Origin of the sequence: Amycolatopsis cihanbeyliensis, from assembly GCF_006715045.1 — a bacterium.
GTDB lineage: Bacteria > Actinomycetota > Actinomycetes > Mycobacteriales > Pseudonocardiaceae > Amycolatopsis > Amycolatopsis cihanbeyliensis.
In genome coordinates this window covers 1,177,635-1,203,521 of record NZ_VFML01000001.1, presented here as the reverse complement: position 1 = coordinate 1,203,521, position 25,887 = coordinate 1,177,635, and the positions used below count along the sequence as shown (strand labels likewise).

Below are 25,887 nucleotides of genomic sequence, written 5' to 3'. Positions count from 1 at the left end.
TGGACAGCGTTCCGCCAGCCGTCATCGTCCTGCTCTCCTCGCCTTCCTCGGGTGGCGTTCACGGACCGCTCGCCAGCACGCGTTGCCTGGTGCAATGAGCCTGTGCCTCGCCCCTCTGCCAAGCTGAGCACAACCATCATAAACTTGCTGACGGATCCTTACATGGGTGCGACCGCGGCGTCATCGACGATGAGAAGGATTCGATATGGCGGGCTTGGACGGTGTAGGTTCATTCCGCGCCGCTTTCAGCGCTTCGATAATCTTTTATCGGCCGTTATTGTCGATGTCGGCACTGTCGTGATCGCGGGGCCCGCGGCCCGCCCACCGGCATGCGAGTCCGGTCAGAAGCTTTACATGGAGCCGGTCGGCGTGTCATCGACGATGAGAAAGATTCGATGTGCGCCGGTCCGGGTCATCGAGTTTTTGTACAGGCGCCTGCCGGCGCGCGTGATGCCGTACCGTCCCTGCACGTAGGGGTCATGAATGTATGAGCAACCTCGGTAGTCGGATTCCGAGTCCATTTCCTTTGCCGGGTTGTTCCGATCGACGGTGGAGTAGTGATGTCTGACCCGCTGGGTGTGCGCGTGCCCCTGACCGCCGGACAGGCCGGGATCTGGTATGCGGTGGCGCAGGACCCGACCAACCCGGTGTTCAACCTGACCGAGCGCGTGGACGTGCACGGTCAGGTGGACGCCGGCCGGTTCGAGGCGGCGCTGCGGCAGGTCGTGACGGAGGTCGAAGCGCTGCGGACCTGCTTCCGTGCGGACGCCACGGGCCCATATCAAGTGGTCCGGCCGGAGCTCGACTGGTCTTTTCACCTGGTCGACCTGACGGCGGCGGTGGACGGGGAGCGCGAGCTGGCGGAGTGGGTCGCCGCCGACAACGCCGAGCCCGTGGATCTGGCGAACGGCGTGCTGTTCGCGTTCACGCTCTTCCGCCTGGCCGAGGACCACTACGTCTGGTACCAGCGTTACCACCACATCCTGCTGGACGGGCTGAGCGGCGGCCTCGTGGCGCGGCGGACGGCGGAGGTCTACACCGCGCTCGTCGAGGGGAGAACCTGCCCCGAAGCCGAGTTCGGTTCGCTGGCCGAACTCGTGGCCGCCGAGCGGGAGTACCGGGACTCCGAGCAGTTCGGCGTCGACCGGGACTACTGGCTCGAGCGGATGGCCGATCGGCCCGAGGTGGGCGGCCTGGCCGAGCAGCCGACCCGGCTGGCGAACCGCCCGCTGCTGCGCGTCGACACGAACACCGGTCCCACCGCGAGGGAGTCCCTGCGCTCGATCACCACCGAGGTGGGGGTTGCCTGGCCCGCGGTGATCGTGGCCGCGCAGGCGCTGTACCTGCACCGGATGACCGGCCGGAACGACATCGTGCTCGCTCTCCCGGTTTCGGCCAGGACCGACCAGTCGACCGCGGGTGTTCCCGGCATGGTGTCGAACGTGCTGCCGCTGCGCCTGACGGTGCGGCCGGACACCCCCGTCGCCGAGTTCCTGTGGCATGTCTCGGACCGGATGCGGGAAGCCCTGCGACACCAGAGGTACCGCTACGAGGACCTGTTGCGCGATCTCGGCGCGCTGGCCGATGGCAGCAGGCTGGTCGGTCCCCGGGTCAACATCGTGATGTTCACCTACGATCTCGACTTCGCCGGCCGGCCGGGGACCGCGCGCACGCTGTCGATCGGGCACGATGACGACCTCACCGTGGTGGTCGACGGTCGCGCGGCCAACGGGGAGCTGCAACTCGTGCTGTACGCCAACCCCGACCTCTACTCCGCCGCGGATCTGGCCCGGCACGGCGAGCGGATGTCCGGCGCGCTGAGCGCGTTGAGTGCTGCCGAACCGGACCTCGAGCTCGGGCGGCTGGACGTGACCACCGTGTACGAGCGGCACCGCGCGCTGCACGAGTGGAACGGCAGCGCCGCCTACGATCCGGCCGCGACGTTGCCCGAGCTGTTCCAGGCGCGGGCGGCGCGCACCCCGTCGGCGCCCGCCGTGACCATGGGCACGGACACGCTGACCTATGCGCGGCTGAACGAGCGGGCCAACGCGCTGGCGAGGCTGCTGGTCGAGCGCGGTGCCGGTCCCGGGAAGCTCGTCGCGCTCGCCCTGCCACGCTCGATCGACCTCGTGGCCGCGCTGCTCGCCGTCGTCAAGTCCGGCGCCGCCTACGTGCCGATCGACCCGAACTACCCTGCCGACCGCATCGCCTACGTGATCGATGACGCCGAGCCGGTCCTGGTGGTCACGTCCGACGACACCGACGTCCGGTTGCCAGCCGACATCGACAGGGTCGTCCTGGGCACCGCCCGCACGACCGAGCTGCTCGCGGAGCTCCCGGCGACGGACCTCGAGCAGAGCGGTCGACTCGACCCGCGTACCCCCGCCTACGTCATCTACACCTCCGGATCCACCGGCAGCCCCAAGGGCGTCGTGGTGACCCACCGGAACGTGGTCCGACTGTTCGAGTCCACCGACGAGCGGTTCCACTTCGGACCCGAGGACGTGTGGACGCTGTTCCACTCCTACGCCTTCGACTTCTCCGTCTGGGAGCTGTGGGGGGCGCTGCTGTACGGCGGCAGGCTGGTCGTGGTGCCGCACGACGTCGCGCGATCCCCCGAGCAGTTCCTGCGGCTGCTGGCCGCCGAGCGGGTGACCGTGCTGAACCAGACGCCGTCCGCCTTTCACCAACTCGTCCGGGCCGACCGGGACAACCCCGGCACCGGCGCCGAGCTGGCGTTGCGCTACGTGGTGTTCGGTGGCGAGAAGCTGGACCTGTGGCGGCTGACGGACTGGTACGAGCGCCATCCCGACGGGGGCGGTGGCGCGCCGTTGCTGGTCAACATGTACGGCATCACCGAGACCACCGTGCATGTCAGCTACGTGGAGCTCGGCGGCGAGCTGGCCCGTACGGCGCCCGGCAGCCTCATCGGCCGCGGCCTTTCCGACCTGCGGCTCTACTTGCTGGACGGCGCACTGCGCCCGGTTCCGCCCGGCGCGGTCGGCGAGCTCTACGTCGGCGGTGGCGGGGTCGCACAGGGATACCTGAACCGGCCGGGGCTGAGCGCGGAGCGGTTCGTGGCGGATCCCTTCGCGGGCGAAGGCCGGCGCATGTACCGCACCGGTGACGTGGCACGGTGGCAGCAGGACGGCCAGCTGGAGTACCTGGATCGCGCCGACGACCAGGTCAAGATCCGCGGTTTCCGCATCGAGCTCGGCGAGGTCGCCGCCGCGCTGAACAGCTGTACCCGCGTCGCGCAGGGCGTCGTGCTCGCCGTCAAGGACCGGCGGGGCGACCAGCGACTGGTTGCCTACCTCGTGCCCGAGCCAGGCGGCGAGCCGCCGGAACCCGGAGCGCTCCGCGAGCAGCTCGGGGAGATGCTTCCGGACCACATGGTTCCCTCGGCGTTCGTGCGGCTGGATGCCCTGCCGCTCACCCCGAACGGCAAGCTGGACCAGCGCGCCCTACCCGAGCCGGAGGTCTCGGGCTCCGGTACGACCGCGCGTACGGCGCGCGAGCAGGTGCTGTGCGAGCTGTTCGCGGAGGTGCTCGGGCTGAGTAGCCCGTCCGGTGCGGTCGGCATCGAGGACAATTTCTTCGCGCTCGGCGGGCATTCGCTGACCGCGACCAGGCTGATCAGCCGCGTCCGCACCGTGCTCGGCTTCGAGCTCGCCGTGCGGGACCTCTTCGAGGCACCCACGGTGGCCAGGCTCGCCGAGGTACTGGAAAGGGCGGACGGCGCCAGGACGCCGCTGACCGTTGCCGACCGGCCCGAGCTGGTCCCGCTCTCCTTCGCCCAGCAACGCCTGTGGTTCCTCGGCCAGCTCGACGGCCCCAGCCCCAACTACAACATCCCCTTCGTGCTCCGGCTCTCCGGCGAGCTGGACGTGCCCGCGCTGCGCGCCGCACTGCAGGACGTGCTGGCCCGGCACGAGAGCCTGCGCACCGTCTTCCCCTCACACGTGGGAGTGCCGCACCAGCTGGTGCTGGACGCCGCGGAGACGGGGTTCGAGCTCCACGTGACCCCGGCGACGCCGGAGAACCTGCCCGGCAAACTCGCCGCGGCCGCGGCCTACTGCGTGGACCTCACGCGTGAGCTGCCGATCAGGGCGGAGCTGTTCGAGCTCGGACCGACCGAGCACGTGCTCTCGGTCATGGTTCATCACATCGCCGCCGACGGCTGGTCGCTCGCACCGCTGATCCGTGACACGGCGGCCGCCTACGCCGCGCGTAACGCGGGTCGCCCGCCGGAGCGCGCCGCGCTGCCGGTGCAGTATGTCGACTACACGCTGTGGCAACGCGCCGTGCTGGGCAACGAGACCGACCCCAGCAGCGCGCTGGCCCAGCAACTCGACTACTGGAAGTCCGCGCTGGACGGGATTCCGGACGAGCTGCCGCTGCCGACTGACCGGCGCCGCCCCGCCGCGGCCGACCACCGGGGCGGGCGCATCGAGTGCGCACTGAGCGCGGAGCTGCACGAGGGTCTGGTCGCGGTCGCGCAGTCGACCGGCGCGAGCGTGTTCATGGTCCTGCAGGCCGCGCTGGCGGCGCTGCTGTCCCGGCTCGGCGCGGGGCAGGACATCCCGATCGGCAGCCCGATCGCCGGCCGTACCGACGAGGCACTCGACGATATGGTCGGGTTGTTCGTGAACACGCTGGTGCTGCGGACCGACACCTCCGGCTCGCCGAGCTTCCTCGAGCTGGTGGAGCGGGTCCGGCAGACCGACCTCGCCGCGTACGCCAACCAGGACGTCCCCTTCGAGCTCCTGGTGGAGGTGCTCAACCCGGAGCGTTCCCTCACCCGGCATCCGCTGTTCCAGGTGTTCCTGAGCGTGCAGGACCGTCCGGACAGCACGGTGGACCTGCCAGGGCTGGACACGGTGATCGAACCGGGCGAGCTGACCATCGCCAAGTTCGACCTGGAGTTCGACCTCACCGAGCACCGCTCGCCGGACGGTTCCCCAGCCGGCATCAGCGGGTTGATCAACTATCGGACCGACCTTTTCGACCCCGCGACCGTGGAACTCCTGCGGTGGCGGCTGGTCCGGCTGCTCGAGTCGGTTCGCACGCGCCCGGAGGCCCGGATCGACGAGCTCGAACTGCTGCAGGACGCGGAGGTCGAACGGTTCGCGGTGGACTGGTCCGGCACGGTACGGGAGCAGCCCGCGTTGCGCGGCAGCGTGCCCGCGCGTTTCGCCGAGCTGGTGGCGGCGAGTCCGGACGCCCCGGCGCTGGTGTCCGGGGACACTGTCCTGTCCTACCGGGAGCTGGACGAGCGGGCGAACCGGCTCGCGCACCGGCTGATCGAGGCGGGTGTCGGTGCCGAGTCCCGGGTCGCCGTCCTGCAGTGGCGGTCGGTCGAGCTGGTCGTGTCGCTGCTCGCCGTGCTCAAGGCCGGTGGCGCCTACGTACCGCTGGACCAGCGGGCCCCGCAGGCGAGGTGGCAGCAGATACTCGACTCGGTGTCGGCCTCGGTGCTGCTGACCGACCGGGCGCAGGTCGACCTCGAGTTCGAGCACGCGGCACGGGTCATGCATCCCGCCGAGGACCAGGACCCGGCCGGTCATTCCGCCGCCGATCCGGGGGCACCCTGCCGGCCCGAGCAGCTGGCGTACGTGATGTACACCTCCGGGTCGACCGGCCTTCCCAAGGGCGTCGCGATCACGCACCGGGACCTGCTGGCCTTCGCGCTGGACGGCGGCTTCGACGGCGAGGCGCACCAGCGGGTGCTGCTGCACGCCACGCACGCCTTCGACGCGGTCAACTACGAGCTCTGGGTGCCGTTGCTGCGGGGCGGCCAGGTGGTCGTCGGCCCGGCGACCGATATGGACGCTTTGACGCTGCGCCGGACACTGGCCGAGCACGAGGTCACCGGGCTGCACCTGCCTGCGGGCCTGTTCCAGGTGGTCGTGGAGAACGATGTCGACTGCCTCGCCGGTGTCCGGGAGCTGCTGGCCGGTGGTGACACGGTGCCGGCGACCGCGGTGCGGCGGGTACTCGAACGCTTCCCGGAGCTGGTGTTCAAGGACACCTACGGTCCCACCGAGGCGACCACCTTCTCCAGCTACTTCCGGGCGGATGCGGACACCCCGGTGCCGGACGTGGTGCCCGTCGGGAGCCCGCTCGACAACATGCGGTCCTACGTGCTGGACGCCGGGCTGCGCCGGGTGCCCCCCGGGGTGGCCGGTGAACTGTACGTCGCGGGTGAGGGGCTGGCTCGTGGCTACTGGAACCAGCGGGGGCTGACCGCCGAGCGGTTCGTCGCCGATCCGTTCGGGCCGGCAGGCAGCCGGATGTACCGGGTCGGCGACCTGGCCAAGTGGACCGCAGGCGGAACGCTGGTGTTCCTCGGCAGGGCCGACGACCAGGTGAAGATCCGGGGTTTCCGGGTGGAGCCCGGTGAGGTCGAGGCGGTCGTCGCCGCCCAGGAGGGCGTGCGGCAGGCCGCCGTGGTCGTACGCGAGGACCGGCCGGGGGACAAGCGCCTCGTCGCGTACGTGGTGCTCGCCGAGGACTCCGGGCTCGACGTCACCACCCTGCGGTCGCGGTTGACGGCGGTGCTGCCGGACTACCTGGTGCCGGTCGCGATCGTTCCGATGCCCGCGATGCCGGTCACCCCCAACGGCAAGCTCGACCGGCGGGCGCTTCCCGCGCCGGATCTCTCCGGCGACGGGTCCGGCCGCCAGCCGCGTACCGACCGGGAACAGGTGCTGTGCGGTCTCTTCGCGGAGATCCTCGAGCGGTCCACCGTCACCATCGACGACAGCTTCTTCGACCTCGGCGGCCATTCGCTGATCGCCACCAGGCTCATCCTGCGCATCCAGGAGATCCTCGGGGTCGAGCTCTCGGTGCGCGACCTGTTCGAGGCCCCGACCGTCGCGCAGCTGGTCGAGCTGGTCGACGCCGCGGACGACGCCCGCCCCGCACTGGTCCCCGCGGACCGCCCCGCGGAGCTGCCGCTGTCGATCCCGCAGCGACGGCTGTGGTTCCTGAACAAGCTGGAGGGCCCGAGCCCGACCTACAACCTCGGTATCGGCCTGCGGTTCTCCGGTCATCTGAACCGCGAGGCGCTGTTCGAAGCGCTGCACGACGTGCTCGCCAGGCACGAAAGCCTCCGGACGGTGTTCCCTGACCGGGAAGGCGTGCCCAGCCAGCGGGTCGTGCCGGTGGACGAGGCGCAGGCCGAGATCAACGTGACCGAGCTGGCCGAGCAGGACCTGGACGCCACCATGAAGGTGGCCGCGCGTCGCGGCTTCGACCTGGAGTCCGAGCTGCCGATCCGGGCTGACCTGTTCGTGCTGAGCCCCACCGAGCACGTCTTCCTGATCGTGGTGCACCACATCGTCTCCGACGGCTGGTCGATGACCCCGCTGGTGGGTGATCTCGCCGCCGCCTACGCCGAGCGCAGGGTCGGTGGCGTGCCCGCCTTCGAGCCGCTTCCCGTCCAGTACGGGGACTACACGTTGTGGCAGCGCGACCTGGTGGGCGGCGACACCGAGTCGGACAGCGTGGTCGCGGGCCAGATCGCCTACTGGGAGTCCACATTGGAGGGACTTCCGGAGGAACTCGACCTTCCCTCCGACCGGCCCCGCCCCGCGGTCGCCAGTCACCGGGGGGACCTCATTCGCTTCGAGCTCAGCCCGGAGCTGCACCAGGGCCTGCTCGAGGTCGCGAGAACCAGCGGTGCCAGCCCGTTCATGGTCGTACAGGCGGGCCTGGTCGCGCTGCTCTCCCGCTTGGGGGCCGGCGAGGACATCCCGATCGGTACCTCGGTGGCCGGGCGCAACGACCAGGCGCTCGTCGACATGATCGGCTTCTTCGTGAACACGCTGGTGCTGCGCAACGACCTTTCCGGCAGGCCGACGTTCCGCCAGCTGGTGGAAAGGGTGCGCGAGACCAGCCTTTCCGCGTACGCCAACCAGGATCTGCCGTTCGAGTCGCTGGTCGAGCGGCTCAATCCCGCGCGCTCGCTGTCCAGGAACCCGCTGTTCCAGGTGATGCTGAACTTCGAGAACACCCCGGAGCTCTCCCTGCGGTTCCCCGGCCTGCGGACGAGGCAGTACGGGGCGAACCCGATGGTGGCGAAGGTCGACATGTACTTCTCGATCGGGGAGCAGTACGGCGAGGACGGAACCGCGGCCGGGATGTCCGGACTACTCACCTACAGCACCGACCTCTACGACCAGTCCACAGCCGAACTCATGGCGGCCAGGCTGACCAGGCTCTTCGAGGCGGTCGTCGCCAACCCGGCCGTCCCCGTGGACGAGGTGGAGCTGCTCTCCGAAACCGAGCGGGAGCAGGTGCTCGACGCCTGGCAGGGCGCGGCCCGCGCGGAGGACGGTGGGCCGGACGTCGTCGAGCTGTTCGCCGCGCGGGCCGCGGCCGACCCTGGGGCGACCGCGGTCAGCTTCGCCACCGCGTCGTTGACCTACGAGCACCTCGCCGCTCGGGTCAACCAGCTGGCCAGGTTGTTGATCCGGCACGGGGTCGGGCCCGAGCAGTTCGTCGCGGTCGCGTTGCCACGGTCGATCGACCTGGTGGCCGCGCCGCTGGCGGTGCTCACCGCGGGAGCGGCCTACGTGCCGGTCGACCCCACGTACCCTGAGGAGCGGATCGGGTACCTGCTGGCGGACTCGCGGCCGGCGCTGGTGCTGACCGATATGGCGACCGCGCCGCTGCCGGTGGACGAAGCCACCCCGGTGTGGCGGCTGGACGACCCGGAGCTGCTCGCGGAGCTCGGCGAGCAGCCGGCGGGGCCGCTGACCGATGCGGAACGGGCGCCGGTGTCGCCGCGGCATCCGGCGTACCTCGTCTACACCTCAGGGTCGACCGGCCGGCCGAAGGGTGTGGTGGTCGAGCATCGCTCGCTGTCCGCCTACCTCGCCAGGGCCGTGGACGCCTACCCCGCCGCGCGCGGGATGGCGTTGCTGCACACCTCGCTGTCCTTCGACGGCACCGCGGGCACGTTGTTCACCCCGCTGGTGGCAGGCGGGCAGCTACGAGTGACCACACTGGACGATCCGAGGGAAGAGGACCGCAGGTGGCTGCGGGACTCGCCGTGTACCTTCGTCAAGGGCACCCCGAGCCATCTGCCGTTGCTGGAGGTGGCGCCGGAGGAGTTCGCCCCTTCCGGTGCGCTGGTGCTCGGTGGCGAGGCCCTGCTGGGCGAGGCACTGGCGCCGTGGCGGCGGGAGCATCCCGACGTGCCGGTGTACAACGTGTACGGCCCGACCGAGGCCACCATCAACTGCGCCGAGTACCACCTCCCCGCGGGCGCGCCGATCGAGCCCGGCCCGGTGCCGATCGGGCGGCCGCACGCCAACGCGCGGCTGTACGTGCTCGACAGCCGGATGCGCCCGGTGCCGCCGGGGGTTGTCGGGGAGCTGTACATCGCCGGTTCCTGCCTGGCCCGTGGCTACCGCCGTCGTCCGGGGCAGACCGCCGAGCGATTCGTGGCGTGCCCGTTCGGCGAGCCCGGCGGCGTGATGTACCGGTCCGGCGACCTCGCCAGCTGGAACGCCGAGGGGAACCTGGTCTACGCCGGGCGCACCGACGACCAGGTCAAGGTGCGCGGGTTCCGGATCGAGCTCGGTGAGGTCGAGGCCGAGCTGGCTCGTCACTCCGAGGTCGGTTCGCAGGCCGTTGCGGTGCGCGGGGAACAGCTGGTCGCCTACTACGTGCCGGCGGAGGGCGCGAACCCGGGCCCCGCCGCGGTGCGCGCGCACCTTGCTCGCGCGCTGCCGGACTACATGGTTCCGGTCACCTGCGTGCGGCTGGAGGGGCTGCCGCTCACGGCCAATGGCAAGCTCGACCGCGCCGCGCTGCCGGAACCGGACTTCGGTGCCGCGGGGACCGGTGCGGCCAGGGGACCGCGGGAGGAGATCCTCGCCGCGCTCTTCGCCCAGATCCTGGGGTTGCCCTCGGTGGGTGTGCACGACAACTTCTTCGACCTCGGTGGACACTCGTTGCTGGCCACCCGCCTGATCAACGGCATCCGGACCGCGTTCGAGGTCGAGCTGCCGGTCCGCGCGGTGTTCGAGGCGCCGACCGTGGCCGGCCTCGCCGGGTACCTGGACGAGGCGGCCACCGCACGGCCACCACTGGCACCGATGCCGCGCCCGGAGGAGGTCCCGCTCTCCTTCGCCCAGCAGCGCCTGTGGTTCCTCAACCAGATGGAGGGCACGAGCGCCACCTACAACATCCCGATCGGCCTGCGGCTGTCCGGTGAGCTGGACCGAGGGACGCTGGAAGCCGCGCTGGCCGACCTGCTGGAGCGGCACGAGAGCCTGCGCACGATCTTCCCCGCGACGGCAGGTCAGGTGCGGCAGGAAGTTCTGGACGCCGCGACCGCCCGCGTTCCGCTGACGGTCGTCGACACCACGGAGGGGGAACTCCCGGGCCTGGTCGAAACGCTGGGACGGCGTGGTTTCGACCTCACCCGCGAGCTGCCGGTGCGGTTCGCGCTGTTCGTCCTCGGTCCGGCCGAACAGGTTCTGGTCCTTGCCGTGCACCACATCGCGAGCGACGGATGGTCGATCGCGCCACTGGTGCGCGATCTTTCGGTGGCATACGAGGCACGTCGCTCGGGTCACGCTCCCCAGTGGGCACCGTTGCGTGCGCAGTACGTCGACTACGCCCTGTGGCAGCGAGAGCTACTCGGCGAGGAGGACGATCCGGACAGCCTCGCGGCCAGGCAGCTCGACTTCTGGCGTGCCGAGCTCGCGGGCGTCCCGGAGGAACTGGACATCCCGAAGGACCGGACGCGCCCGGCCGCGGCCAGTTACCAGGGCAGGAGCCTGGACTGCTCGCTGAGTCCCGAGCTGCATCGCGGTGTGCTCGAGCTGGCCCGCTCGACCGGCGCCAGCGTGTTCATGGTGCTACAGGCCGCGCTGGCCACCACACTGTCCCGGCTCGGGGCCGGGCACGACATCCCGATCGGCAGCCCGATCGCGGGCCGTACCGACGAGGCGATGGACGACCTGGTCGGGGTGTTCCTGAACACGCTGGTCCTGCGGACCGACACCTCGGGAAACCCGACCTTCGCCGAGCTGGTCGGCCGGGTCCGGAGGTCGGCCCTTGCCGCCTACGCCCATCAGGACGTGCCGTTCGAGCGGCTGGTCGAGGTGCTCAACCCGGAGCGTTCGCTGGCGAGGCACCCGCTGTTCCAGGTCATGTTGACCTTCCAGAACACGCCGGCACCCGACGGCGCGTTCGGCGACCTCGAGCTGCGGCGGGAGCAGATCGATCTGGGGGTGGCCCGGTTCGACCTGCACTTCGCGTTCGGCGAGCGCCGGGACGAGAACGGCGAGCCGGACGGGCTGATCGGGCAGGTCGACTACAGCACCGACCTTTTCGACCAGGCGACTGTCGAGACGCTGCTGTGGCGGCTGACCCGCGTGCTCGAGGCGGTTGCCGCGGAGCCCGCGCTCCCGATCGGGGAGATCGATGTGCTTTCTGGGGTTGAGCGGGATTGTGTGTTGGTGGGGTGGAATGGTTCTGGTGGTGTTGTGGGTGGTTGTTCTGTGGTGGGGTTGTTTGAGGGTGTTGTGGGTGTTGGTGGGGATGGGGTTGCGTTGGTGGTGGGTGGGGAGTGTGTGTCGTTTGGTGAGTTGAATGTGCGGGTGAATAGGTTGGCGCGGTTGTTGGTGGGTTTGGGTGTGGGGCCGGAGTGTTTGGTGGGTGTGGCGTTGCCGCGTGGGGTGGATTTGGTGGTGGCGTTGTTGGCGGTGTTGAAGGCGGGTGGTGGTTATGTTCCGTTGGATGTGGAGTATCCGAGGGAGCGGGTGGAGTTTATTGTGCGGGATGCGTGTCCGGGTGTGGTGTTGACGGATTCTGTGGTGGGGGGTGTGGTTCCTGATGTGGAGGGTGTGTGTCGGGTGGAGTTGGATGATCCGGTGGTGGGGGATTGGTTGGTGGGGTTGTCTGGTGAGGATGTGTTGGTGGGTGAGTTGCGGGGTTCGGTGTTGTGGTCGAGTGTGGCGTATGTGATTTATACGTCGGGTTCGACGGGGCGTCCGAAGGGTGTGGTGGTGTCGCGGGGGAATTTGACGAATTTTGTGGTGGGGATGCGGGATCGGTTTGGTTTGTCGTGGGGTGATCGGTTGGTGGCGGTGACGACGGTGGCGTTTGATATTGCGGTGTTGGAGTTGTTTGTGCCGTTGGTGTCGGGTGCGGCTGTGGTGGTGGCTGGGCGTGATGAGGTGCGTGATGTGGCGCGGTTGGGTGAGTTGGTGGAGGTGTCGGGTGGTTCGGTGGTGCAGGCGACGCCGACGTTGTGGGAGGCGTTGGTGGCGGAGTGTCCGGATGTGGTGGCGGGTGTGCGGGTGTTGGTGGGTGGTGAGGCGTTGCCGGTGGGGTTGGCGGAGCGGTTGGTGGGGTTGTCGGGTGAGGTGACGAATTTGTATGGGCCGACGGAGACGACGGTGTGGTCGACGGCGTCGGTGGTGGGTGAGGGTGTTCCGGTGATTGGTGGGCCGGTGTTGAATAATCGGGTGTTTGTGTTGGATGGGGGGTTGTGTCCGGTTCCGGTGGGTGTTGCGGGGGATTTGTATATTGCGGGTGAGGGTGTGGCTCGTGGGTATCGGGGTCGGGTTGGGTTGACGGCGGAGCGGTTTGTGGCGTGTCCGTTTGGTGGTGTGGGTGAGCGGATGTATCGGACGGGGGATGTGGTGCGGTGGCGTGGTGATGGGGTGTTGGAGTTTGTGGGGCGGGCTGATGATCAGGTGAAGGTTCGGGGTTTTCGGATTGAGTTGGGTGAGGTTGAGGCTGTGTTGGCGGGGTGTGTGGGTGTGGGTCGGTGTGTGGTGGTGGTGTCGGATGGTGGGGGTGTGCGTCGGTTGGTGGCGTATGTGGTTCCGGTGTCTGGTGGTGTGGTGGATGTGGGTGTGTTGGCTGGGTGTGTGGGTGAGCGGTTGCCGGATTATATGGTGCCGTCGGCGTTTGTGGTGTTGGATGAGTTTCCGTTGACGCCGAATGGGAAGGTGGACCGTAAGGCCCTACCCGAACCCGACTTCCAGTCATCGGCGGACTCCCGCGCACCGCGTATCCCGCTCGAGGAATTGCTCTGCGGTGTTTTCGCGAAGGTGCTGCGGCAGGATTCGGTCGGAATCGACGACAGTTTCTTCGACCTCGGCGGGGACAGCATCACCTCGATGCAACTGGTCGCCAGGGCCAAGGAGGTCGGCGTGGTGCTGACCGTCAAGGACGTGTTCGAGCAGCGGACGGTCGCCGGGCTCGCGACCGTGGCCACCGTGGTGGACGACTCGGTGACCAGGAAGCCGGATGTCGCGGTCGGCGAGGTCCGGCCGACGCCGATCATGCACTGGCTGCTGGACCGGGGCGAGGCGGTGGACGGCTACAGCCAGTCGACGCTCGTGCGAACCCCGGCCGGGCTCGGCGAGGCGAGCCTGTGTTCGGTGCTGCAGGCGGTGCTGGACCACCACGACGCGCTGCGGCTGACTCTCGCGGCCGGCGGTGGCAGGCGAATGGAGGTGCGACCGGTCGGGTCCGTCCTGGCCGCGGACTGCCTCACCAGGATCGATGCCGCGGGACTCGACGGCGACCAGCTCGTCGCCGCTGTCGACGAACACGGAGCGGCCGCACGCGAAAGCCTGGCGCCGCGCGCGGGCGTGATGCTCCGCGCCGTGTGGTTCGACGCCGGTGCGGACACGCAGGGGCGACTGCTGCTGGTGGCGAACCACCTGGTGGTGGACGCCGTGTCCTGGCAGATCCTGCGGTCCGACCTGGCCACCGCGTGGGAGGCGCTCGCGGACGGTGGTGCACCGGAACTGGCCGCCACGGGCACCTCGATGCGCCGGTGGTCGGAGCATCTGGTCACCGAGGCCGCTAGCCCGGATCGGGTCGCGGAGATGTCGCTGTGGACGGACATCCTGAGCGCGCCGGACGTGCCGGTGGGCGAGCGGCCCCTGGACGGCGAGCGCGACCTGGTCGGCACCGTCCAGTCGGTCACCATGACCCTCCCCACGGAGCGGACGGCGCCGCTGCTGAGCAGGGTGCCCTCGGCGTTCCACTGCGGGGTCGACGAGGTGCTGGTGACCGCCATGGCGCTCGCGCTGGCACACCGGCGGCAGCAGCGCGCCAACGCGACCGACACCTCCTCCCTGATCGCGCTGGAAGGGCACGGCAGGCAGGAGATCGCGGACGGGGTCGATCTCAGCCGTACGGTCGGCTGGTTCACCAGCGTGCACCCGGTGCGCCTCGACCCCGGCGTGGTGGACTGGACCGGGCTGTGGTCGGGCGAGGTGACCGCAGGGCGCCTGGTGAAACGGCTGAAGGAGCAGCTGAGGGCGGTGCCGGACAACGGCATCGGCTACGGGCTGCTCCGGTACCTCAACGAGCACACCGGGCGAGAGCTGGCCGCCCTCTCCGTGCCCACCGTCGGATTCAACTACCTCGGCCGGATCGAGGCGCCGGATGAAGGCCCGCGGCCCGCCCCGTGGACCCTCGCGGCGGAGGTCGAGGCGGTGCGGCTGGGTAACGCCACCGGGCTACGGCAGCCCTACGCACTGGAACTCAACGCGGCGACCGTCGACAGGGCCGGCGGGCCCGAGCTGGTGGCGACCTGGTCGTGGCCGGCCGCGGTGATGTCCGAAAAGGACGTACAAGAGACAGCGGACACCTGGTTCCGGGTGCTGGACGCGCTGATCGCACACGTGGACAGGCCGGAGGCCGGCGGGCACACGCCTTCGGACGTCGCGCTGTCCGCGCTTGACCAGGACGAGATCAACCTTCTCGAAGAGGAATGGAGAAACTCCTGATGGCTGGGTCGACCTTCGACGATGTACTGCCGCTGTCGCCGCTGCAGGAAGGGCTGCTCTTCCTCGCGCTGTACGGCGAGCAGGCGCTCGACGTCTACATCGCCCAGCTGGCTGTCGACCTCGATGGCGCGCTGGACGGCGAGGCGATGCGGGAGTCGGTGGCGGCGTTGCTGCGCCGGCATCCCAACCTGCGCGCGAGCTTCCGCTACGAGAAGCTGAGCAAGCCGGTGCAGGTCATCCCGCGCGACGTGACCGTGCCCTGGCGAGAGGTCGACCTCAGCCACCTCGACGAGCGGAGCCGGCAAGTCGAACTGGACCGGCTGCTGGAGGAGGAGGCCGCCTTCCGGTTCGACCTGACCTCGGGGCCGATGCTGCGGTTCACCTTGATCAGGCTGGGTGAGCGGCGGAACCGGCTGATGCTCAACAGCCACCACATACTCCTGGACGGCTGGTCCACCGCGCGGATGATGCGAGAGCTGTTCCAGCTCTACGACCGGCGCGGGGACGACACCGGGATGCCGCGTGTCACGCCGTACAGCCAGTACCTTTCCTGGCTCGCCGCGCAGGACCGGCCCGCGGCCGAGAACGCGTGGCGGGGCGCGCTGAGTGGCCTGGAGGAGCCGACGCTGCTGGCCCCGGACGCGCCCGGCACCTCGGTACGACCGCACCGGCTCGAGGTGTCGATGCCGGAGTGGCTCGCGGAAGGGGTGCGCGAGACCGCCCGCCGCAACGGCGTCACGCTGAACACCGTTTTCCAGGGCTGCTGGGCGCTGCTGCTTTCCCGCCTCACCGGCCGCTCCGACGTGGTGTTCGGGTCCACCGTCTCGGGAAGGCCCGCCGAACTGCCCGGTGTCGAGACGATGGTCGGGCTTTTCATCAACACCCTGCCCATCCGCGTGCCGGTACGGCCGGACGACACGCTGGCCGGCGTGCTGACCGCGGTGCAGGAGCGGTCCACCGCGCTGCTGCCGCACCAGCACCTGAGCCTGCCGGACATCCAGCGCTGTGCCGGGTTGCCGACCCTGTTCGACACCCTCACCGTCACCGAGAACTACCCGATGGACGACGGTGACATCGAGGAGCTCGCCGGCGACCTGCGGCTGGCCGGCGTCGTGGGCAACGACGCGAACCACTACCCGCTGAGCATCGCCGCGTTGCCGCACGGCGAGCTGAAACTGCGCTTCGGGTACCAGCCGGAGGTGTTCTCGCGCGGGGAGATCGAGTCGATCGGGGCCGGGTTCCGGCGGTTGTTCGAGGCGTTCGTCGCGGACCCGCACCAGCCGGTCGGCCGGGTCGAGGTGCTGGCCGACGCCGAGCGTGCCCACCCGCTCGAGCTCGGCGTGGGAACGGGCTCGGGCGAGGACGGCGCCACCGTTCCCGAACTGTTCGACGAGCAGGTGCGGCAGCACCCGGACGAGGTCGCGCTGTCCTACGAGGGCCGCACGATGACCTACGCCGAGCTCGAAGGGGAGGCCAACCGTCTCGCCCGGCTCCTGATCCGGCGCGGAGTGGGGCCGGAGCGGCTGGTGGCGCTGGCCTTGCCGCGGTCGCCGGAGCTCGTGATCTCGATGCTGGCGGTGCTGAAGGCGGGCGGCGCCTACCTGCCGGTGGACACCACCTACCCCGCGGACCGCATCTCGTACCTGCTCACCGACTCCGACCCGGCACTCGTGCTGACGACCGCGGCCGCGGCGGGGGTGTTGCCCGACTCCTGCCCCGCCGACCGGGTCGTGCTCGACGATCAGGACGTGGCGGGCACGCTCACCGCGTTGCCGGGTGACCCGATCGCGCAGGGCGAGCGGACCAGCCGGCTGTCCCCCCGCAACCCGGCGTACGTGATCTACACCTCCGGCTCGACCGGAAGGCCGAAGGGCGTCGTGGTCTCGCACACCGGCGTCGCCGATCTCGTGGCCACCCATGTCGAGCGGTTCGGGGCGGGCCCCGGCAGCCGGGTGCTGCAGTTCGCCTCGCCCAGCTTCGACGCGGCGTTCTGGGAGCTGTGCATGGGCCTGCTCTCCGGCGCCACGCTGGTGCTGGCGCCGGACGAGCGCCTGATGCCGGGCAACGCGCTCGCCGAGCTGGTCGCCGAGCACGAGGTCACCCATGCCACCATCCCGCCGGCCGCGCTGGCCGTGCTGGCGTCGCGCGATCTGCCTTCCGTGCGGCTGCTGGTGGTGGCCGGTGAGGCCTGCGGGCCGGAGCTGGTCGAGGAGTGGTCGGCGGACCGCACCATGATCAACGCGTACGGGCCAACCGAGACGACGGTCTGCGCATCGATGACCGGGCCGCTGGCAGGCGCCGAGGCGCCGTCCATCGGCGGGCCGTTCGGGGCGGCCGGACTGCGGGTGCTGGACGGTGCCTTGCGTCCGGTGCCACCGGGCGTGGACGGGGAGCTCTACGTCTCCGGTGCGGGTGTGGCGCGCGGCTACCTGAACCGTCCGGGTCTGACCGCGCAACGGTTCGTGCCGGATCCGTTCGCGGGCGACGGCACCCGCATGTACCGCACGGGCGATCTGGTGCGGTGGCGGGTGCCGGGCGAGGGCGCCGGTGCGGGCCATGGCGAGCTGGAGTTCGTCGGGCGGGCCGACGACCAGGTGAAGATCCGTGGTTTCCGGATCGAGCTCGGTGAGATCTCCTCCGCGCTGACCGCGCACGCGGACGTGGACCAGGCGGTGGTCGTGGTCAGGGAGCCGGAGCCGGGGGACAAGCGGCTGGTGGCCTACCTGGTCCCCGCGTCGGGGTCCGCCGTGCCCAAGCCCGCGGTGCTGCGGCAGCATGTCGCCGGCACGCTGCCGGAGCACATGATGCCTTCGGCCTTCGTTCCGATGGACGCGATCCCGTTGACCCCCAACGGAAAGGTCGACCGCAAGGCCCTCCCCGAGCCCGACCTCACCGGCGAGCTGGCCGGCCGGGTACCACGCACGCCGCAGGAAGAGATCCTGTGCTCGCTGTTCGCCGAGCTGCTCGGTGTCCCGCGGGTCGCGGTCGACGACAACTTCTTCGACCTCGGCGGGCACTCGCTGCTGGCGACCAGGCTGGTGACCCGGCTGCGGGCACTGTTCGGCGTCGAGCTGACCCTGCGCGAGGTGTTCCAGGCACCGACCCCCGCGGACATCGCGGGCAAGGTGACCAGGACCGGGGAGAGCAGGCCCGCCCTGCTGCCCGCGGACCGGCCCGCGTACGTCCCGCTGTCCAGCGCCCAGCGCAGGCTGTGGTTCCTCAACCGGTTCGAAGGGCCCAGCCCCACCTACAACATCCCGCTGGCGTTGCGGCTGTCCGGTGAGCTGGACGCGGCCGCCTTGCAGGACGCGCTGCTGGACGTCGTGGCCCGGCACGAGACCCTGCGCACCGTGTTTCCCGAGCGGGACGGCCATCCCTACCAGCGGATCCTCGATCCCGCGCACGCGCGGCTCGAGCTGTCCGTCCAGGACGCCACCGGGGACTCCCCCGCGGACCTGGACGCCGCGCTCGGCGTGTTCGCGGCGCGGGGCTTCCGGCTCACCGAGGAGCTGCCGCTGCGCGCCGGGCTCTTCCGGACCGGTAGGGCAGAGCACGTGCTGCTCATCGTGCTGCACCACATCGTGGGGGACGGCTGGTCGATGGTGCCGTTCGCCAGGGACCTCTCGGTGAGCTACACGGCACGGCTGGAGGGGCGCGAGCCGGGGCAGGCACCGCTGCCGGTGCAGTACGCCGACTACACGCTGTGGCACCAGCGGCTGCTCGGCGACGAGGAGGAGGCCGGGAGCCTTGCCGGCGAGCAGTTCGCGTACTGGGCGCGGGTTCTGGACGGCATCCCGGACGAGCTGAGCCTGCCCACCGACCGGCCGCGTACGGCGCAGCCCAGCTACCGGGGGGACAGCATCAGGTTCAGGTTGGAGCCCGAGCTGCACCAGCGCCTGCTCACCTTCGCGCGCAACACCCAGTCCAGCCTGTTCATGGTGCTGCAAGCCGGGCTGGCGGTGCTGCTGTCGCGGTCCGGAGCGGGCGAGGACATCCCGATGGGCACCCCGATCGCGGGCCGTACCGACGACGCGCTGGACGAGCTGGTCGGGTTCTTCCTCAACACGCTGGTGCTGCGCACCGACGTCTCGGGCGATCCGAGCTTCCGGGAACTGGTACGGCGGGTGCGCGAGACCGACCTTTCCGCGTACGCCAACCAGGACCTGCCGTTCGAGCGCCTGGTCGAGCTGATCAACCCGCCGCGGTCGGTGGCCCGGCACCCGCTGTTCCAGGTGATGTTCACCCTGCAGAACAACCAGATGGCCGAGCTCACGCTGCCGGGTGTGCGGGTGGACCCCTACCCGCAGCACAACACCTCGGCCAAGTTCGACCTGCTGTTCGAGATGTTCGAGCAGCGCGCCGAGGACGGTTCCCCCGCGGGGATCCAGGGCAAGGTCAACTACAGCTGTGACCTCTTCGACCGGGACACCGTGCAGGCGCTGGCCGACCGGCTGGCGCGGGTACTGGTCGCCGCCGTGACCGACCCGGAACGCGCGGTCACCGTGGTGGACGTGCTCGACCCTGTCGAGCGGCACCGGCTCGTGACGGGCAGCAACGACACCGCACACGAGGTGCCGGCCGCCACCCTGCCGGAGCTGTTCGAGCGGCGGGTCGGCGGCGACCCGGAAGCCACCGCCGTCGTGCACGGCTCCGCCGCGCTGTCCTACCTCGAGCTGAACTCCCGGGCGAACAAGCTGGCACACCTGCTGATCCGGCGCGGGATCGGGCCGGAGCACACGGTGGCGATCGCACTCGGCCGCTCACCCGAACTGATCGTCGCGGTGTGCGCGGTGCTCAAGGCCGGGGCGGCCTACTTGCCGGTGGACGCGGGGTACCCCGCGGAGCGGATCACTTTCATGCTCGCCGACGCGGCACCCTCGCTGGTGCTCACGGCCGAGGGAACGCTCCCCGAGCCGAGCGTGGTGGGGGATGTGCCGCGCCTGGCGCTCGACGCTCCGGAAACCGAGGCGGAGGTGGCCCGGCAGCCGGACACCGACCCGCGGGACGCCGAACGCACCTCGCCACTGCGCGCGGACAGCCCGGCCTACGTGATCTACACCTCCGGTTCGACGGGCAGGCCCAAGGGCGTGGTCATGCCGGCCGGCGCCATGGTGAACCTGCTGTCCTGGCACCACGAGGCCATCGGTGGCGCCCCGGGTGAGCGGGTCGCGCAGTTCACCGCGACCAGTTTCGACGTGTCGGCCCAGGAGATCCTGTCCGCCCTGCTCGGCGGCAAGACGCTGGTGGTGCCCGACGACGACATCCGGCGGGACGCCGCGGCCTTCGCGCGGTGGCTGGACGAGCACCGGGTCAACGAGCTCTACGCCCCGAACCTGGTGATCGACTCGGTCGTCGAGGCGGCCAGGGAACAGCGGCTGGAGCTGCCGCACCTGCGGACGATCGTGCAGGCGGGCGAGGCGCTGGCGGCCACGCCGAAGCTTCGCGAGTTCTGCGCCGGGCAGCCGGAGCGGCGGTTGCACAACCACTACGGCCCGACCGAGACCCACGTGGTGACGGCCAAGGCGCTGCCGGCCGAGCCCGCCGGCTGGCCCGCCACGGTGCCGATCGGAACGCCCGTGTGGAACGACCAGGTCTACGTGCTGGACGACCGGCTCAACCCCACGGCGACCGGGGTCGTCGGCGAGCTGTACCTGGCGGGCGCGGGGCTGGCCCGCGGCTACCTGAACCGGCCGGGCCTTACCGCGCAGCGGTTCGTGCCCAACCCGTTCGGCGCGCCGGGCGCCCGGATGTACCGCACCGGCGACCTGGCGAGGTGGACCCCCGAAGGGGAGCTGGAGTACCGCGGCCGTACCGACGACCAGGTCAAGATCCGGGGTTTCCGGGTGGAGCTCGGCGAGATCGAGACGACGCTGGCCGCGCACCCCGACGTGGCCTCGGCGGCCGTGCTGGCCAGGGAGGACCGTCCAGGGGTCCGTCAACTGGTCGCGTACACCGTGCCGGTTTCCGGTCAGGTGGCGCCGGACTCACCCACGCTGCGCAAGCACATCGCGGGTGAGTTGCCCGAGTACATGGTGCCTTCGGCGTTCGTGGCGCTGGACGCCTTGCCGTTGACGCCGAACGGAAAGCTGGACCGCGCCGCGTTGCCCGCACCGGAGCTCGGGTCGGGCGCGCCGCGGCAGCCGCGCACCCCGCAGGAGGAGATCCTGTGCGGCCTCTTCGCGGAGGTGCTCGGCCTGCCGAAGGTGGGCGTCGACGACAACTTCTTCGACCTCGGCGGGCACTCCCTGCTGGCCACCCGCCTGGTCAGCAGGGCAAGGTCGGTTCTCGACGTGGAACTGGCCGTACGTGACCTGTTCGAGGCGTCGACCCCGGCGCAGCTGGCCACGTCGCTCGGCCAGGCCGGGCGTGCCCGCCTCGCGCTGGCCCCACGGGAACGGCCCGAGGAGATACCGCTGTCCTTCGGCCAGCGCCGCCTGTGGTTCCTCAACCGGCTGGAAGGGCGTAGCGCCACCTACAACCTGCCGGTGGCCGTGCGGCTCTCCGGCGAGCTCGACCGGGAGGCGCTGGCTGCCGCGCTGGCGGACGTCGTGGCCAGGCACGAGAGCCTGCGCACCGTCTTCCCGGACGTCGACGGCAGGCCGCACCAGGTCATCCTGGACGCCGCCCCTGAGCTGACCGTGCAGGACGTTGCGGAGCGGGACATCGACGCGAAGGTGACCGAGGCGGCGTCCTACGCCTTCGACATCGCCACCGAGATCCCGATCCGCGGGTACCTGTTCGCGCTGGAGCGTACCGAGCACGTCCTGGTCCTGGTGCTGCATCACATCGCAGCGGACGGATGGTCGATGGCGCCGTTCGGCCGGGACCTCTCCGCCGCCTACGCGGCCCGGTGCGCGGGCAAGGAGCCGGTGTGGTCCCCGCTGCCGGTGCAGTACGCCGACTACACCCAGTGGCAGCACGAGGTGCTGGGCAGCGAGGACGACGAGGACAGTCCCATCTCCCGGCAGGCGGAGTACTGGATGTCCACGCTGGCCGACCTTCCGGAGGAGCTGGCGCTGCCCGCCGACCGCCCGCGGCCCGCGACGCCCAGCTACCACGGGCAGAGCGTCCGGGTCCGGTTCGACTCCGAACTGCACGCGGGGTTGCTCGAGCTGGCGAGGAGCGACCGGGCCAGCCTGTTCATGACCGTGCACGCGGGGCTGGCTGCGTTGCTGAGCAGGCTGGGCTCGGGCACCGACATCCCGATCGGTACGGCCATCGCCGGCCGTACCGACGACGCGCTGGACGAGCTGGTCGGGTTCTTCCTCAACACGCTGGTGCTGCGCACCGACCTCTCGGGTTCCCCGACCTTCCGGCAGTTGCTGACACGGGTCAGGGAGACCGACCTTGCCGCCTACGCCAACCAGGACCTGCCCTTCGAACGGCTCGTGGAGCGGCTCAACCCCGAGCGGTCGATGGCCCGGCAGTCGCTGGTCCAGGTGATGCTTTCGTTGGAGAACACCGCCGAGGCCGGCGTCGAGCTGACGGGTCTCGAGCCGAGGCGGCAGCAGATCGGGCTCGAGGTCGCCAGGTTCGACCTCATGTTCGCCTTCGCCGAGACCTACGCCGAGGACGGCAGCCCGACCGGCATCGAAGGCACCGCGACCTACAGCACCGACCTGTTCGACCGGGAGACCGTCGAGGAGCTCGCCGCGCGCCTGGTGCGGGTGCTGTCGGCGGCGGTGGCCGACCCCGACCTGCCGGTGCGCGGGCTCGAGGTGCTGTCCCCGGACGAGCGGGCGCGACTGCGGCGCTGGAACGACACCGGCGCCGAGGTGCCCGCGGCGACCTTCCCCGAGCTCTTCGCGGCTCAGCTGGCGCGCACGCCGGACGCGGTGGCGGTGGAGTCGGACGAGGTGACGCTGAGCTACGCCGAACTGGCCGAACGCGCGGCCCGGCTGGCCCGTTACCTCATCGAGCTGGGAGCCGGGCCGGAACACGTGGTGGCTCAGGTGCTGGGCCGGTCGGTGGAGTCGGTGGTGGCCTCGGTCGCGGTGCTGCAGGCAGGCGCGGCCTTCCTGCCGGTCGATCCGGACTACCCCGCGGAACGGATCGCGTTCATGCTGTCCGACGCCGAGCCGTCCGTGGTGCTCACCACCGAGGAGACGGCAGGCGTGGTCCCCACGGTCCAGGGAACCACCGTGGTGGCACTGGACTCCGCGGAGACCGTGGCGGCGCTCGCCGAACGCCGGGCCGACGAGGTCGGGGACGCCGAGCGCATCGCGCCGCTCTCGCTGGGTGCGCCCGCGTACCTGATCTACACCTCGGGCTCCTCGGGGGTGCCCAAGGGCGTGGTCGTGCCGCACGCGGGGCTGGCGAGCTTCGCGGCCGCCGAGATCGAACAGTTCGCCGTCACCGCCGACAGCAGGGTGCTGCGGTTCTCCTCACCGAGCTTCGACGCCTCGGTGCTGGAGCTGTGCATGGCGCTGCTCTCGGGCGCCGCGGTCGTGGTGCCGGGGCCGGAGGTGCTCGCCGGCGAGGTGCTCGCCGGGGTACTCGCCGACCGCGCGGTGACCCATGCACTGATCCCGCCCGCGGCGCTGGCCAGCATGCCCGCCGAGCCCCTGCCCGCCTTCGACGGCCTGATCGTCGGTGGGGACGCGTGCTCGGCCGAGCTGGTACGGCGGTGGGCGCCGGGAAGGCGGATGGTCAACGCCTACGGTCCGACCGAGTCGACGGTCGCCGCCACGATCAGCGAGCCGCTGCTGCCGGGCGGCGGCGTCCCGATCGGAAGGCCGGTGCGGGACACCCGAGTGTTCGTGCTGGACGGTGCGTTGTGTGAGGTTCCGGTCGGCATGCCGGGCGAGCTGTACGTGTCCGGGGCAGGACTGGCGCGCGGGTACCTGAAGCGGACGTCGCTGACCGCCGAGCGGTTCGTGGCGCACCCGTTCGGCGCGCCGGGGGAGCGGATGTACCGCACCGGCGACGTGGTCCGCTGGCGGCAGGACGGGCAGCTGGAGTTCATCGGCCGGGCCGACGAGCAGGTGAAGATCCGGGGCTTCCGGATCGAGCCCGGCGAGATCGAGACCGTGCTGGCCCGGCACGACGACGTCGACCAGGCCGCCGTGGTCGCACATGAGCAGGCGCCAGGGTCGAAACGGCTGGTCGGTTACCTGGTGGCGGCCCCGGGGCGCGCGGTCGACCAGGAGGCGATCCGGGAGTACGCGAGTAGTCGGTTGCCCGACTACATGGTGCCTTCGTTGCTCGTCACGCTGGACAGCCTGCCGCTGACCCCGAACGGGAAACTCGACCGCAAGGCACTGCCCGCACCCGAGCTCGCCCCCGCTTCCGACACACATCCCCGCACCGAGCAGGAAGCGGTGCTGTGCCGGTTGTGTGCCGAGCTGCTCGGTGTCGCGGAGGTCGGTGTCGACGACGGGTTCTTCTCCCTCGGCGGCGACAGCATCACGGCCATCCAGCTGGTGACCCGCGCCCGCAAGGCGGGACTGATGTTCGGGCCACGCGAGGTCTTCCGGCACCGGACCATCCGCGAGCTCGCCGCGGCGGCGACCACGGCGGAGGGGAGCACGCCCCTCGCGGAAGCGGACGCGGACGCGGGCATCGGCGAGGTGCCGATGACCCCGGTCGTGGCGTGGCTGCGGGACCGGGGCGGTCCGATCGACCGGCTGAACCAGTCGATGCTGATGCAGGCGCCCGCGGAGCTCGACGAGCAACGGCTGGCGCGGGTGCTGCAGACCTTGCTGGATCACCACGACGCACTGCGCGCCCGGCTCCGCCGTAGCGGCGAGGAGTGGACGCTGGAGGTCCCGGAGCGTGGGCAGGTGCGAGCGGCCGATCTGATCCGGCGGGTGGACATCGCCGGGCTGGACGAGGCCGCACGCCGGGACGTACTGGTCGAACACGGTGCGGCGGCGCTCACCCGGTTGGATCCGGACGGCGGCTCGATGGTGCAGGCGGTGTGGTTCGACGCGGGCCCGGATCAGCGTGGTCGGTTGCTGCTGGCCGTGCACCACCTCGTGGTGGACGGGGTTTCCTGGCGCATCCTGCCGGGTGATCTGGCCGTCGCGTGGGACGCCGAGCGTTCGGAGGGCGATGCCCGGCTGGAGCCGGTCGGTACGGCCCTGCGGGAGTGGGCGCGCCTGCTGGTGGACGAGGCTCGGCGACCCGAGCGGGTCGCCGAGTTGCCCGGCTGGCAGCAGCGGCTCTCGGGCGCGCCCGCGCCGCTGGCCGAGCTTGCCGTGAACCCGGCGCGGGACCTGACCAGGACGCTGCGTTCGGTCAGCATGTCGCTGCCGACCGAGACCACCGCGGCGGTACTGACCACCCTGCCGGCGGTGTTCCACGCCTCCGTCAACGACGTGCTGCTCACCGGGCTGACGCTCGCCTTCGCCGACTGGCGGCGGAGCCGTTTCGGTGGCGCCACCGAGGGTCTGCTGCTGTCCACCGAGGGGCACGGCCGTGAGCAGCAGATCTTCGAGCGCGCCGAGCTGTCCAGGACGGTGGGCTGGTTCACGACCATCTACCCCGTCTCACTCGACCCCGGCCGGGTGGACTGGGACCAGGTGTGGAGCGGCGGCGCCGCCGTGGGCGAGGCGCTTCGGCGGATCAAGGAGCAGCTGCGGTCGGTGCCGGACAACGGCATCGGCTACGGACTGCTTCGCTACCTCAATCCGGAAACCGCACCCACGCTCGCCCAGCTCCCGACGCCGCAGGTCGGGTTCAACTATCTCGGGCGCTTCGAAACGTCGACCGGGACGGCTGCCGAGGACTGGGCGCTGGCGCCGGAAGGCGGGGCGCTCGGCGGGGTGGACCCGGACATGCCCGTCGCGCACGCGCTGGAGATCACGGCGAACGTCCAGGACCACGCGGACGGACCGCGGCTGGACGTGACCTGGCAGTGGCCCGATGCGCTGCTCGACGAGCCGGCCGTCCGTGCTCTCGGCGAGTCGTGGTTCCGGGCACTGGCATCCCTTGTCCAGCATGCCGAGCAGGTCGGGGACAGCCGTCATACACCGTCCGATATGGACCTCATCGAGGTCAGCCAGGACGAGCTGGACGACCTCGAGGACGAGCTGAGCGCGCAGTGAGCACCGATCCGGCGCGGGGCGCCCGGGCCGCACTGCCCCGGATCGCATCGAAAGCATTGAAG

General features: G+C 70.6%; 2 protein-coding genes. Both read left to right on the top strand.

All coding sequences use genetic code 11. From position 1 onward, the window contains the following. The first annotated feature begins 560 nt into the window (after positions 1-560). Positions 561-14,777 (top strand): non-ribosomal peptide synthetase, encoded by a 14,217-nt coding sequence (locus FB471_RS05100; RefSeq protein WP_141996174.1) that lies wholly within the window; start codon positions 561-563, stop codon positions 14,775-14,777. Next, the gene (locus FB471_RS05095) at positions 14,777-25,825 is read left to right on the top strand and encodes a non-ribosomal peptide synthetase (protein WP_170220706.1); all 11,049 of its coding nucleotides are present in this window, start codon (positions 14,777-14,779) and stop codon (positions 25,823-25,825) included. The genes FB471_RS05100 and FB471_RS05095 overlap by 1 nt, the downstream gene beginning before the upstream one ends. The last annotated feature ends 62 nt before the right edge of the window (positions 25,826-25,887 follow it).

Excerpts from the sequence above, each read along its gene's own strand:
- FB471_RS05095 (WP_170220706.1), top strand. The coding sequence starts at position 14,777 with ATGGCTGGGTCGACCTTCGACGATGTACTGCCGCTGTCGCCGCTGCAG.
- FB471_RS05100 (WP_141996174.1), top strand. The coding sequence starts at position 561 with ATGTCTGACCCGCTGGGTGTGCGCGTGCCCCTGACCGCCGGACAGGCC.